Origin of the sequence: Psychrobium sp. MM17-31 (assembly GCF_022347785.1) — a bacterium.
GTDB lineage: Bacteria > Pseudomonadota > Gammaproteobacteria > Enterobacterales > Psychrobiaceae > Psychrobium.
This window is the reverse complement of the sequence record NZ_JAKRGA010000001.1, coordinates 252690-265298: the sequence shown is the minus strand read 5'-3', so window position 1 is coordinate 265298 and position 12609 is coordinate 252690. Positions and strand designations below refer to the sequence as shown.

The window sequence follows — 12609 nt, the reverse complement described above, 5'->3', positions numbered from 1 at the left end:
TTAACGATTTTTATTATTGTTATTTTTAGAAGGATGGAATTTAACCTACTTATTCACTAAACGAAATAGCTAACTTAGCTTCAATTGGTTAACTTTTGGCTGATACGTCCGCGACACAGGTGCTAGCACATCATTAGATAATCGTAACAAAGTTTTACGACCTTCTTTCTCAAGACCAACGATGGCATCTGTTGCCACCCACCATGAGCGATGAGTTTGTAGACCATCACAATCTTCTAATAGTGCTAAGGCGTCTTTGAAACGCATTAAAGCCATATGCGTGCCTTTGTCGGTGTGAATGTTGAGGTAGTGATCGTCCATTTCTAAACATAGCAATTGGCCACGTTTCTCTAGCGGTACTTTTTCCATCAGTTGGTTGAGTTGCTTGTCTGCTAAGTTCTCAACCAAGTTGTCAGTCTGTTGTTTTGCCTGCTCAATGACTTGCGCTTGTTCATTGAGTGCTTGTTGCGATTGCTGCAGCTGGGCTTGTTGCTGACTGATAAGTAGCATCATCAAGCTAATGGCTGAAATCACACCGCCGATGATGGCTGTCTGGAAAAATGCCGCGCCAACTTGTGACCAATAATCGGCGCTGATATCGAAAAATGCATTGCTCACCACCGGAATAATTAAACTCATCAACAAGCTCGCGCCGAATGCGCCAAGGGAAATTCTGAGCCAGCGAGGGCTAATTTTTTCATCTAATAAGATGTCGCAGGCATTGATCACCGGTGAGTAAATGCCATAGCCAACAACGCAAATGATGACCCAAAAACTGAGCGCTACTGTCACCGGAATATTGACCATGCCAAAGGGCGCTAATAGGCCAATAATCAGACCTGCAATAACCATTGAGGCTAAACCTCTAACGAATCGCTTTGATTTTAGCTGTGACAAAAGCATTTGATTTTTATTGTGTATTTCACGATTCGCCAATTGCACATCATCCTTTTTTGCGTCTTTTACGAATAATTGAACTCACTTTACGAAAAGTCGCTGTTGTTGTTTCGCTGGCTATTTTATCGTTTTTCTCAAGCAGCGCAATGAGCACTTTCATGGCGCTAACTAACAACGAAAAATACTATTTGGAGAATCATTATGTTTACTAAATCACTTAACACATTCATGGCAACGACAGTATTGGCTTCAATCATTTCTTTGCCAGTTTTGGCATCAACACCGCAAGTGGCAGAGCACTATCAACTGACATTTTCAATGACCGACGTAAAAACTAAACAAGGGAAAATGTATGTCGCCTTATTTAACGGTGCTGAGAATTATAAAAAGAACAAAGCGCAGGCTTCGACTATTGTTGCGGTGGACGGTGATGAAGTCGTCGTGACTTTTGAAGACTTACCTCAAGGGGATTATGCGGTGCGCTATTTCCACGATGAAAATGGCAACGGCAAGCTCGACCTTAACTTATTTGGTAGCCCAATTGAGGGGATTGGTTTTTCTAATGATGCCAAACCGAGCTATGGACCTGTTGGTTTCGACGCAGCGAAATTTGCTGTGATGAGTGATGTCGCCAATAGCTCAAGCGTTATTTACAGCAAATAACTGTTAGCAATCGAAGTTAGAAGGAGCGCAACATGCAATTATCTCGTCGTCACTTTATTCAATCGTTAGGGGCTGTAGGCGCGGCCTCTACACTGCCAATGTCACTCAAGCTTGGCGCAACCCCGCCCATCGTCAACTATAAATCGATGTTTAGCGATGCCTTGGCCAATGATCAACGCTTAATTGGTTTTAAGGACGTCAATCAAGACTTTGCCCTCAAACAAATGGATGTTGAAGGCACTATTCCACAAGCTTTACAAGGAAGCTTGTTTCGCAATGGGCCAGCTAAGCTTGAGCGCGGTGATATTCGTTATCAGCATTTATTTGAAGGCGATGGCATGTTGCAGCAGTTCAAGTTTGTCGATGGCAAGGTATTTCACCGTGGCAAGTTCGTGCAAACACCGAAGTTTCAACAGGAGCAGCGTGCGGGAAAGTTTTTGTATTCCGCGCCAGATACTAAAATTCCAAACTCACTAGCCGTTGTGGATAACGATACCGTAAATACCGCTAATACCAATGTCATTGCGGTGGGGGATGATTTGTGGACGCTGTGGGAGGCAGGCTCGCCAGCGCGTGTTAACCCAGAGAGTTTGGATTTTGAGGGCTTAGTGAATCTTGGCGAGCACTCTCGCTATGGCGATAAACTCAAAGGGCTGCCGTTCTCTGCTCATCCGAAGATTGATGGCAACGGTGACATTTTTAACTTTGGCTTGCACAACTCTGGGCGCATTGCGGTTTATCACCTCGGTGCCAATGGTGTGATGAAGAACGTCAGCTTGATTGATGGTAATTACAAAGGCGGTATGTTGCATGACTTTCTGATTAGCGAAAAATATGTGCTGATAGTCCTGCCATCGCTAGTGCAGTCGTCATCAGATGAAGGTTATTTTGAGCGGATAAAGTTTAATAAAAACGTGCCAATGCGGGTATTAGTTTTAGATAAAAATACACTGCAGCAAGTTAGGGAGTACCAACTGCCGCCAGCTTTTGTATTTCATTTTGGTAATGCATGGCAAGAGCGCGATGGTACCATTTGTTTTGATGCCTGTTTATATCAAGATGCTGAAGCTCTACATAAACTGTCGCGCTTGATGATAGGTAAAGCGGCTATTAACACTCGTTCACAGTCGGTATTTATACGCTTAAAAAGAAATGGCCAAGTAGAGATAAATAACACGGATATCAATAGCGAGTTCCCCCGTATTTTGCCTAATTTGACAGGGATTAAGAACAAGCACCTGTATCACCTGTCATCGTCGGATGATGCGTTGTGGAGTGAATCGGTTTCGCGCATCGATACCACGACAGGTAAACAGGATAAATATCGGTACGGATCGGATTTCTTAGTGGAAGAGCATGTGCCAATTTCGCCAAGCGGTACGGAGCAGGGGGCGTATGTGATTGGTACCGCGCTGCATGTGCCTAGCCAACGCACCTGTATCAGTGTGTTTGAAGCCGATAATCTAGCCGCTGGGCCAATGGGACGAGCATGGCTGCCTTATAATCTACCATTAGGTTTCCACGGTAATTTCATACCCGCTTAGGAGTTATGACGAAGCTAATTATTTGAAAGCTATTGCTTTTAATTTAAACATTAGTTTAACTTAGGGGCTGTTGTTTTCTCTAAATCGGAAAAACAGCCCTTATATAATAATTATAAAAAGAGCAATATTATGACTCCACAGGCGATGGAAAAATTTCGGGAGAAATATCGCGCAGCTATTTCTCCGTCCTATTCTGGCTGGCTGCACATGCTATTTGTGTTGGTGGTTGGCGTTAGCGTCATTTCTTATGGTTTGTTGCAAACCAATGATGTTAGCTGGCGCGAATGGTTAGTGTTTCCTCTAACTATGCTGGTGGTCAATTTTGCAGAGTATTATGCTCATCGCTGGCTTGGTCATCGTAAAATCAAGTACGGTAAGCTGTTTTATCAACGTCATAGTGGCGATCATCATACCTTCTTCTTAGAGCATGCAATGCCATTTCAATCGGTGCGGGATTGGCGTGTGGTATTGTTTCCCGGCTATCTGATCATTGCTTTTATTGTTGGCTTAGTGATTCCTGGGGGCTGGTTATTAATGCAAGTCGCTACCGATAATGTTGCTTATTTATATGGCGCAGCGGCGATCAGCGGTTATTTGTTTTATGAGGTCATGCATTTTTCTTATCATTTGCCTGAGGGTAGCTTTGTCGAGCGCACGCCTATTTGGCGCGAGTTGCGTCAGCTGCATGTTGAGCACCACAAGCGCGATTTAATGACCGCCAAGAATTTCAATATCACCATTCCTATTTTTGATTGGTTACTGGGCACTTACCATTTACCGAAAGACTGGCGTGATAAATCATGAGAGTGCCCTCGTGAGCAGTGAAACGCTGATAGAGAATATTCGTAATTGCCGTCTGTGTGAAGATAAGTTTCCTCACGGCGTGCGGCCTGTGCTGCAATTTGATCCGAGCGCGAAAATTCTCATTGCTGGACAAGCGCCGGGGCGCAAGGTACACGAATCTGGTATTCCTTTTGATGACGCCAGCGGTGACAGGCTGCGCGATTGGCTAGGGGTTGATAAAGCGACTTTTTATGATGAAAAACAGTTTGCGATATTACCTATGGCATTTTGTTTTCCCGGTACAGGCAAGTCTGGAGATTTAGCGCCGCCAAAAATCTGCGCTCAGACATGGCGTGACGAGCTAATGGCACAGTTTGAATCCTTAGAGCTAGTGATTATTCTCGGCCAATACGCCAAGGCCTATCACGCGCCTAATGCTGCTAAATCGGTAACTGATGCCGTGAAAAGGTGGCGTGAACATTGGCCACAACAATTGATCTTGCCGCACCCGAGTCCCCGCAATAATATTTGGCTTAAACGAAATCAGTGGTTTGACGACGAGGTCGTTCCTGCGTTAAAACTGCGTGTCCAAGAAATTCTATAAGCGATTTATGATTATCCAATTATCTGACAAGTTAGCGTTAAAACCGCTATTGGTAAGTGATGCGCCAGCGCTTTTTAGGCGTATTGAAGCCAACCGTACAATGCTCGCGACGTATTTGTATTGGGTCAAAGAGGTTGTTGATGAAGCGAGTTGTCGTCGTTATATCGACGAGCGCGCCAACAGTGAGTTGCCAAAAAAACAGTGGTTTGGGGTGTATGTTAACGATGAAATTAGCGGTGTCTTTGCCATTAAATCTATTGACGAAAATGGGGTTGCAGAGCTTGGCTATTGGCTCAGTGAACATGCCCACGGCCACGGGGTAATTTCTCGTTGTGTGGATTATTTGGCGGCGCACCGCGCTGATTTTGGTATTAATTCACTAGAGTTTCACTGTTTATCAAAAAACATTGCCAGCATTAGCATTGCCAAGAAAGCGGGTGCTAACTATATATCTACCATTACTGATTATTTTGAGCTCGATGGGCAAATGCAAGATTTACTGGTTTATCGTGCCGAGCTAGCGCACTAATCGGCGAATTGGTATGATTGCGCTTTGATCATCCCAATTGAGTAACGCCCCTTGAACAGCCTATCTTCATCGCTATTTCACCGTTTTTCCTGCGATGTAAGTGAAATTGAACTCCCTCAGAAGTTTACCTTTCCCTTTTTCTATCAACCGCATCCGCTGGCTATTGCAGCTAGTGAACAGCTACAACAATGGTTATCAGGCGACGGTGGTGAACTGCATGATTTTGATAACGACGGTAAAATGTTCGGCGTGCTAGTGGTGCGAGACAATCAGGGAGAACTTGGTTTTCTGACGGCTTATTCTGGGCAAACGCTAAAGCCAGAGTCTGAGCCAGAGTATTCGGCGCTCAATGACGAATTTTGCCCCATGATAAGTTTGGGGGGCGATGAACAAAGCGCCGCTGAGCAACTGGCTATCAATGAAATGAATAGCGATATTGCGCGCAAGGAAGCCAATCCTCTTATCGAGCAACTAGCCACACAAATTAAAGACGCTGAACAGTCTTTTTCCGAGCAAATTAGCGCGTGGCAAACGCAAATGGCGGTTAATCGCAAGGCGCGTAAGGCGCAGCGTGCCAACGCCGATGAAGACTTGGTTAAAACACTCGCACAGCAAAGTGTCGATGACAAAAATAAACTGCGGGATTTAAAGCTGGAAGCGCAAAAAACGCTGGCTGAATTACAGCAGCAACACAGCGTGTTGGTGGACGAATTAAATCAACTAAAACAGTCTCGCAAGCAGCGTTCAAACGATTTACAACAATATCTGTTTGCTAAGTATCAGCTCTTAAATGCTAAAGGTGAAACTCGTGATATGAACGAGCTGTTTGCGACAACTGCGCAGCGCGTGCCGCCGTCAGGCTCTGGTGATTGTGCCGCGCCAAAGTTATTGCAGGTGGCTTATCAAATGCAGCTGACGCCTATTGCATTGAGTGAGTTTTGGTGGGGCAGAGCGCCAGACTCGCAAGTTCGTCAACACAAGCAAGTGTATCCGGCGTGTATCGGTAAATGTCAGCCAATTTTAAACTACATGTTGCAAGGACTTGAAGTGGATGAAGATCCATTGCAGCAACTTGGCAATGACTCAGCCGATCTCGATATCGTGCATGAAGAAGAATCGTTTTTGGTAATTAACAAGCCATCGGGTTTGTTATCGGTGCCGGGGCGTCATGTGCAAGATAGTGTGAAAACTCGTATTCGTGCCCTGTATCCCAATGCTCGTGGTGGATTAATTGTTCACCGCTTAGATATGGCAACCTCGGGCTTAATGCTTATTGCGTTAAACGAGCGGGCGCAAAAGAATTTTCAGCATCAATTTATAAAGCGCATAGTACACAAGCAATACGTGGCTATTGTCGATGGCATGCTCGATAGCAAGCCTGGTGTTGAGGGCGAAATAGAATTGCCGCTGTGTAATGATTTTGAGGACAGACCGCGGCAAAAAGTATGCGCCGTTGAAGGTAAACCCGCTCATACCATGTGGCAAATTACTAAACAAGAGCATGGCCGTACATGGCTAAATTTGTGGCCTGTAACGGGACGTACTCATCAACTGCGCGTGCATTGCGCTCATCATCAAGGGCTTAACACCGCCATTGTTGGCGATGATTTATATGGCAACAGTGGCGAGCGTTTAATGCTTCACGCGCAGCGCATCGAATTTAATCATCCACTGACTAAGCAGCCGATGGTGTTTGAGGTGAAAGCACCGTTTTAACTGCATTAACTTAAATGGGAAGATAAATGAATAAATTAGTTATAGCTGCCTTGCTTTGTATATCGACAAATATATCCAATGCCTCAGTAGACAATAGTCCTGAAATGCCTCCACGTATTGCTGAAGTTTCAAAAGAGCTGTTGAGAGCATTAAATGTTGCGATCAAAGAATGTGAATTTCGTGGTTTTGATATAAATATTGGTGGTGTAAAAGTATATAAAAACACTCAGAACTATATATTTGATTTTGGACTTTCTGAAACAAACAAAAATATAAGAGGCTCTAAACCGGGCACGAAAATGGTAGTTGTTGTTGAAATTGATACCCTTGAGATCGTCTCATCTTTTTATCCCAAATAAGTTATAAAATAGCGATTCTCTTATCGCTTTGACAATTCCCTCTCAGGCTTTTTATTGCTTGCGATTAAACTTTGTGACACTTTAATGCTCAGAAAAATTAGAACAATTATCAGATAAGAATAATAAGAAAACGGAAGAATTATGAATCACTTAAAACAGACTTTGTTAGCCACTGCTCTTGCTGGTGTCATGCTAACAGGGTGTCAATCGACGCAAACTACTCTCAAAGCGACTCACGCATCTGAGAGCGAACAAGCAAGTGTTGTTGTAAATAGCGCCACTAAAGCGTTTGAGAAGATTACCAAGCAGATTGTCGATTATCGAAAAAGCATCGATGTTTACCAGCACAAAGACGGGGTTAACGGCTATTTCTTACCGAACTTATCACCTGAATTTTTAGCAAATAACTATCAGAAAAACAAAGCCTTTCAAAAGCAACTTGCGGCGATCGACGTCGCTCAGTTAGGCGAGCAAGATCAGATTAATCACGCCATTATTAGTTCGCAAGTAGCCAATACGGTAGATGAATATCGCTTTAACGCCCATTACATGCCGCTGACTTCGGAGTTTGGTTTTCATTCGGCGCTCTCTTTTATGGTGTCTAATAGCAGCTTTAAAACAGCGGAAGACTATCAGCTTTACCTCAAGCGTTTAGCGGCTGTGCCGCAGTATTTCGATGAGAATATCAGTTGGATGAAGCGCGGTATTGAAACTGGTTTTACTCAGCCAAGCCCTGTATTGGTGGGGTATGAAGATAGCATTGCAGCGTTTTTGGTAAGTGATGTCACTAAATCAGAGTTTTATCGTCCATTTATCAATAAGCCAGCGCATATCTCGCAAGCTGACTTCGATAAATTAAAGCAGCAAACTAAGGCAATAATCAAAGATAAAGTATTGCCTAGCTATCAAGGCTATATGGACTTTTTCGTTGGCGAATACAAGCCAAATGCGCGGGCGAAGATTGGTGTGGCAAGTACGCCTGATGGTGAAGCTTTTTATCAAAATCGTGTTAAGCATTACACCACCACGGATATGACGGCAAAAGAAGTCCACGAGCTTGGTTTACGTGAGGTTAAACGCATCCGCGCTGAGATGGATGAGATTATTGCCAGCACAGGTTTTAAAGGTAGCTTTGCTGATTTTGTGCAGTTTCTTCGCACCGACAAACAGTTTTATGCGAAATCGGCAGAAGACCTATTAAAAGAAGCGTCATATATTGCTAAAAAAGCCGATGCGCAGTTGCCTAAGTTCTTCAAATTACTGCCACGCACACCATACGGCGTCGAGCCTGTGCCAGATTCTATTGCGCCTAAATACACCACGGGACGTTATATTCGCGCTAATGGCGATACCGCAGCGGGATATTACTGGGTAAATACTTACGGTTTAGACAAGCGTCCGCTGTACGTGTTGGAAGCATTAACACTGCACGAAGCCGTACCGGGACATCACTTGCAGATTTCCCTTAATCGCGAGTTGGAAGATGTGCCAAAATATCGCCGTAATCACTACATTTCAGCCTTTGGTGAAGGTTGGGGGTTATATGCCGAGTATTTAGGTAAAGAAATGGGTTTTTATCAAGATGCCTATAGTGACTTTGGTCGCCTAACTTATGAAATGTGGCGTGCGGCGCGTTTAGTGGTTGATACAGGGATGCATATGTTTGGCTGGAGTCGTGAACAAGCCATGACTTTTATGCAGGAAAACTCGGCATTGTCACTACACAATATCAAGACTGAAACCGACCGCTACATTTCGTGGCCGGGACAAGCACTGTCTTACAAGATTGGTGAGCTAACCATTAAACGTCTGCGCAAGAAAGCGGAAGATCGTCTAGGGGCTGACTTTGATATTCGCGAGTTCCATTTCCAAATCTTAAAAAATGGCGCTGTGCCGCTACATCTTCTTGAAAAGCAGATTGATGCTTATATTGAAGCAGCCGTAGAAGGCGCAAAGAAAAACTAATTAAGAGGCCACACAATAGTGTGGCTTTTTTATGCTTGATGAGTTTTAAAGTATTTGATTAATATTATAATTCTTCACATTATTAGAATTAACTTACTGGAATAATTAAGATTTAACATGAACGATCTTTATACCCAATTGGCAACGATATTCTTAGGTTTCTTTGCCATTATGAATCCAATCGCCAACACCGCTGTATTTGCTGGTCTCGCTGGTCATAAACCTAAAGCAGAGCAAATTAAAATTGCCTTAAAAGCACTAGTGATTACCTTCTGCGTCATTCTTGCCTTTGCGCTACTTGGTAATGCGATTTTCCATTTGTTTGGCATCACTATTTCTGCGCTGCGTATCACGGGCGGGATATTAGTCTTTTTAGTGGGCTATCACATGCTTAATGGCGCTGGCTCTAAGCTACATTCTACGGAGCAAGAAGCGGGCGATGTTTCAGTATCGCCACTTGCTGTGCCGTTACTTGCTGGGCCAGGCACCATTGCAACTGCAATGAATTACGCGTCATCTGGCAGCTCAGCGGCTATCTTAATGACGATGGGCATGTTTGCAGTGCTCTGTGTGATTACCTTTGTGTGCTTTGTATTTAGTTCACGCATCTTAGCCGTTATCGGCGAAAGCGGCCTGAGCATTGTCACTCGTTTAATGGGGCTTATTTTAGCAGTTATCGGCACTCAAATGGTCATTGTGGGTGTTACTGCTGTGGTAGCGACCATGAAGTAATTGAACGAAAGGAAATAATTATGAGCCAGTATGATGATATTCAAGCCTACTTTCACTCGCTGCCAACTGAGAAAAAACGCGACGATAGCGAAACTTTGCTAGCGCTATTTGAAGAAGTCACAGGCTATCAGGCGTATATCTATAAGAACATCGTTTGTTTTGGTCAATATCATTTCCGCTATGCCAGTGGCCGGGAAGGGGACTGGATGGTGACGGGCTTTGCGCCGCGTAAACAAAACTTGTCGGTTTATATTATGCCGGGCTTTGAACCCTTCGCTGAGCAACTCGCCGTGCTCGGTAAGCACAAAATCGGCAAGTCGTGTTTAATCATTAACAAACTCGCCGATGTCGATTTAGCTGTCTTAAAAGAGATAATCGCTGGCAGCGTAGATATTATGCGCCAGCGTTATGAATGTATTGATAAGGCGTTGGATTAGTGCAGCAATTTGATTTGACAGGAAGTCACAGCGTGGTGTTTTCTTTTGCTTTTAGCTCAGAAAGGCAAATCAAAAGCGCTTGCCGTAGTATTTCAGCTTCTGGTATTGGTTCTGACTTTTCAGTTAAAAAGATAGCTGCCAAGGACTACGTTTTAAGAGTGACCCGAGTTATAGATTTCGATACTGATCTAGTCGATTTTCATAAAAATTTGCTGCTAGAAGATGTAAAGGGCTTTGGAGCAACTTATATCGATGTCAAACTTCATAAAATCGCTACTTCAGATGGGATTAAAAACAAGCAGTTAGGTTGGCGTAGTAGACTTTTGAGTTGGTTGTTTGTGGATACGACAGGCAAACGGCAAAAGACACTTGTATTGCCGTTTTGGCGAATTATTTTCCTTGTTTTAGCGATGCTAGTTTTTGGACTCTTTACTTATTCTTAGTTCCAACAGCCGGTGACATTATCACAGTCGCCGTTTTTCCCGAGCTAAACGCATATTGATAAATGTATTCTCCATTTTCTTCTTTGAAACTCTGCACCACATTATTGTGGTCTATTGCTTTTATAAATTTGGACGTCTGTGCATCGGTAAACTTAGTTGCCGAGGCTATTTGTGCTAAACACAAACTTTCGTAGCAACCTATAGCATCAACGTAACCGTTGGTATCTTGTGAAATGACTTCTTGGAGTGCTTGTTGAATTTTAGTGGAGAATTCGATGCTTTGGGAATTGCTAAAAGTAAGATGCTCTACCAGTCCTGAAAATTCGTCGTTATTTATTGCCGTATTTAATGCGTGAAGGTTTACAGCGTGCGTTTTCTCGTCATAGATTTGTGCAAAGCGAGTTGCTACATCTATTTTGGGGCTTTCTAGTTGAGCTAGCCCTTCGTCCATCTTTGTGTGTGTCTGGTTAATATCGACTGGAGTTGATTCAATTATTGGATTGGTTAGATTCGATGCTTTAGGCGCTGTTGAACTAGTCGAAACTGTAGGTTTTTCTTTGTTATTAGTGTTTACCATTACATAGATTGTGATAGCCGCAACTAAGAGTAATGACAAGATTATTTTAGCTTTCAACGTGAATTCCTTTTCTTTGATAGTTGCTTTATTTTTATTGTCGGCAGTAAAAACAAAATATGCAGTTTATTTTTTTAAGTTTCGTCCAATGGCTTTTAGTAAATTCTTAGAATCATTAGTTCCTAAAGTAACTGTCGTTTTGTCTATAAGTTGCAGTTCGACGGCTGTTAGCCCTGAAACATTATAGAGCCAACCAGTCGAAATCAAACGAATACCAAAACCGTAATACCACTTAGTTTCAATTATCTTTGCTGACTCTATTTCGGATAACTGGAGAGATTTATTCCAAAACTTGGGACCGAAAAACCATTTTATTTCACTATTATCGACAGAAATAGTAAGGCTCGAAAAGAGCAGGGCAACAACGCCAACAATAACGTAAGCAAACCAAATAGATTCTTGTGGCTCGCTAATTGAAGCAAGGACGAGCAGCGAGAATACTAAGCCGAAGATGACGAGCATTGCGGTGCCAATTTGAGTGTTTTTGTATTGCATTTTTTCTTTTTCTAATTAATTGTATCGGTAGTTTATTTGTGTGACAGTGTCATCGACATTTTATGCATTAATCAGAAACTAAATACAACTCTTCTAATGTTCGGAATGGATAAATAATGAGAAAACTTTTACTGATACTGTTGCTAATCTCTCAATATTGTTCGGCAAAAGATTACACATTAATGAACGATGAGGAATTAGAGACAGTACTTATTGAAGCTATTGGGAATAGTTTTGAGGTGCAGCAAGCTAGCGGTAAAAAGTATGCGATTGAGCATGATGTTTATATGTATGATGCTTATTATTTCTCGAAATTTACTACATATAATGGGTCAATTCAGTATAGAAATGTGACTAGAATTATTAAGGCCAAACCAAACAAAAACACCGCAGCTTTTGAATACGATGTTGTTAATTATCGAGATATTAAATATGCCCCTTCTTCGCTTATTGACCAAACGTTGAGTTTCAAGACTGCAACAGATTTTGATCTTGGGCTTATTAAACCAATTGTAGATATGTTACTTCAGGCTCAGAAACAGAAGTACAATTCAGATAACGACCTAACTTTAGTTGGAAACTGGACAGCTTTTGCAAAGCATCTTAATGCGACAATGAAAATTGATAGTATTTCTATGCTAGAGAATGGTCTTTTTGATGTGACTGTCACTTTAATAGAGGGCCAACAAATTATTTCTTGGTATCGTTTAGACGTAGATATAATCAAACGAACAATTGAGTCAAGTGGTGTTATTTTATAGATAGTGAGTTGGTTATAGAAAATGCGCCACTCCCGCAGCGCATTAGT

General features: G+C 42.6%; 15 protein-coding genes. 12 read left to right on the top strand and 3 right to left on the bottom strand.

The window, feature by feature from the left end; all coding sequences use genetic code 11:
- Nucleotides 1–69: 69 nt before the first annotated feature.
- Nucleotides 70–852 (bottom strand): LytTR family DNA-binding domain-containing protein, encoded by a 783-nt coding sequence (locus MHM98_RS01130; RefSeq protein WP_239437242.1) that lies wholly within the window; start codon nucleotides 850–852, stop codon nucleotides 70–72.
- Between the two features lie 246 nt (nucleotides 853–1098).
- Between MHM98_RS01130 and MHM98_RS01125 the strand changes: the two genes are divergently transcribed.
- The 11 genes from MHM98_RS01125 to MHM98_RS01075 all read left to right on the top strand — a co-directional run bounded on the left by MHM98_RS01125 (nucleotide 1099) and on the right by MHM98_RS01075 (nucleotide 10672).
- Entirely contained in the window at nucleotides 1099–1560 is a 462-nt protein-coding gene (locus tag MHM98_RS01125; RefSeq protein ID WP_239437241.1) for a DUF2141 domain-containing protein, read from the top strand.
- Between the two features lie 32 nt (nucleotides 1561–1592).
- Nucleotides 1593–3104 carry a carotenoid oxygenase family protein gene (locus MHM98_RS01120; RefSeq protein WP_239437240.1) on the top strand — a complete coding sequence of 504 codons (1512 nt, stop codon included), beginning with the start codon at nucleotides 1593–1595 and terminating at the stop codon, nucleotides 3102–3104.
- A gap of 129 nt (nucleotides 3105–3233) precedes the next feature.
- Nucleotides 3234–3908, top strand: a complete 675-nt coding sequence (locus MHM98_RS01115; RefSeq protein ID WP_239437238.1) for a sterol desaturase family protein — start codon at nucleotides 3234–3236, stop codon at nucleotides 3906–3908.
- A 10-nt stretch (nucleotides 3909–3918) separates the two neighbouring features.
- Nucleotides 3919–4491 (top strand): uracil-DNA glycosylase family protein, encoded by a 573-nt coding sequence (locus tag MHM98_RS01110; RefSeq protein WP_239437236.1) that lies wholly within the window; start codon nucleotides 3919–3921, stop codon nucleotides 4489–4491.
- Between the two features lie 7 nt (nucleotides 4492–4498).
- The gene (locus MHM98_RS01105; RefSeq protein ID WP_239437235.1) at nucleotides 4499–5020 is read left to right on the top strand and encodes a GNAT family N-acetyltransferase; all 522 of its coding nucleotides are present in this window, start codon (nucleotides 4499–4501) and stop codon (nucleotides 5018–5020) included.
- Nucleotides 5021–5071: 51 nt separating this feature from the next.
- Complete coding sequence (locus tag MHM98_RS01100) at nucleotides 5072–6736, top strand: RluA family pseudouridine synthase (RefSeq protein ID WP_239437233.1); 1665 nt, start codon at nucleotides 5072–5074, stop codon at nucleotides 6734–6736.
- A 26-nt stretch (nucleotides 6737–6762) separates the two neighbouring features.
- Entirely contained in the window at nucleotides 6763–7095 is a 333-nt protein-coding gene (locus tag MHM98_RS01095; RefSeq protein WP_239437230.1) for a hypothetical protein, read from the top strand.
- A 141-nt stretch (nucleotides 7096–7236) separates the two neighbouring features.
- Complete coding sequence (locus MHM98_RS01090) at nucleotides 7237–9060, top strand: DUF885 domain-containing protein (protein WP_239437229.1); 1824 nt, start codon at nucleotides 7237–7239, stop codon at nucleotides 9058–9060.
- A gap of 117 nt (nucleotides 9061–9177) precedes the next feature.
- The gene (locus MHM98_RS01085; RefSeq protein WP_239437228.1) at nucleotides 9178–9792 is read left to right on the top strand and encodes a MarC family protein; all 615 of its coding nucleotides are present in this window, start codon (nucleotides 9178–9180) and stop codon (nucleotides 9790–9792) included.
- Nucleotides 9793–9812: 20 nt separating this feature from the next.
- Complete coding sequence (locus tag MHM98_RS01080) at nucleotides 9813–10229, top strand: DUF1801 domain-containing protein (RefSeq protein WP_239437226.1); 417 nt, start codon at nucleotides 9813–9815, stop codon at nucleotides 10227–10229.
- Nucleotides 10229–10672 (top strand): hypothetical protein, encoded by a 444-nt coding sequence (locus tag MHM98_RS01075; protein ID WP_239437223.1) that lies wholly within the window; start codon nucleotides 10229–10231, stop codon nucleotides 10670–10672. Before MHM98_RS01080 ends, MHM98_RS01075 begins: the two co-directional genes overlap by 1 nt.
- Here MHM98_RS01075 and MHM98_RS01070 read toward each other — a convergent pair.
- Together MHM98_RS01070 and MHM98_RS01065 are read right to left on the bottom strand one after the other, a co-directional pair.
- A complete protein-coding gene (locus MHM98_RS01070; RefSeq protein ID WP_239437221.1) occupies nucleotides 10659–11306 on the bottom strand; it encodes a hypothetical protein in 648 nt (215 codons plus the stop codon). The genes MHM98_RS01075 and MHM98_RS01070 overlap by 14 nt on opposite strands.
- A gap of 66 nt (nucleotides 11307–11372) precedes the next feature.
- Nucleotides 11373–11801: a hypothetical protein gene (locus MHM98_RS01065; protein ID WP_239437219.1), complete on the bottom strand. Its 429-nt coding sequence runs from the start codon at nucleotides 11799–11801 to the stop codon at nucleotides 11373–11375.
- Nucleotides 11802–11917: 116 nt separating this feature from the next.
- Here MHM98_RS01065 and MHM98_RS01060 point away from each other — a divergent pair, with 116 nt between their 5' ends.
- A complete protein-coding gene (locus MHM98_RS01060; RefSeq protein WP_239437216.1) occupies nucleotides 11918–12562 on the top strand; it encodes a hypothetical protein in 645 nt (214 codons plus the stop codon).
- Nucleotides 12563–12609: the final 47 nt, after the last annotated feature.

What these genes read in the sequence shown, in the direction of transcription:
- MHM98_RS01090 (WP_239437229.1), top strand. Translation starts at nt 7,237, where the DNA reads ATGAATCACTTAAAACAGACTTTGTTAGCCACTGCTCTTGCTGGTGTC.
- MHM98_RS01080 (WP_239437226.1), top strand. Translation starts at nt 9,813, where the DNA reads ATGAGCCAGTATGATGATATTCAAGCCTACTTTCACTCGCTGCCAACT.
- MHM98_RS01105 (WP_239437235.1), top strand. Translation starts at nt 4,499, where the DNA reads ATGATTATCCAATTATCTGACAAGTTAGCGTTAAAACCGCTATTGGTA.
- MHM98_RS01085 (WP_239437228.1), top strand. Translation starts at nt 9,178, where the DNA reads ATGAACGATCTTTATACCCAATTGGCAACGATATTCTTAGGTTTCTTT.
- MHM98_RS01095 (WP_239437230.1), top strand. Translation starts at nt 6,763, where the DNA reads ATGAATAAATTAGTTATAGCTGCCTTGCTTTGTATATCGACAAATATA.
- MHM98_RS01130 (WP_239437242.1), bottom strand. Translation starts at nt 852, where the DNA reads ATGGTTATTGCAGGTCTGATTATTGGCCTATTAGCGCCCTTTGGCATG.
- MHM98_RS01065 (WP_239437219.1), bottom strand. Translation starts at nt 11,801, where the DNA reads ATGCAATACAAAAACACTCAAATTGGCACCGCAATGCTCGTCATCTTC.
- MHM98_RS01125 (WP_239437241.1), top strand. Translation starts at nt 1,099, where the DNA reads ATGTTTACTAAATCACTTAACACATTCATGGCAACGACAGTATTGGCT.
- MHM98_RS01060 (WP_239437216.1), top strand. Translation starts at nt 11,918, where the DNA reads ATGAGAAAACTTTTACTGATACTGTTGCTAATCTCTCAATATTGTTCG.
- MHM98_RS01120 (WP_239437240.1), top strand. Translation starts at nt 1,593, where the DNA reads ATGCAATTATCTCGTCGTCACTTTATTCAATCGTTAGGGGCTGTAGGC.
- MHM98_RS01115 (WP_239437238.1), top strand. Translation starts at nt 3,234, where the DNA reads ATGACTCCACAGGCGATGGAAAAATTTCGGGAGAAATATCGCGCAGCT.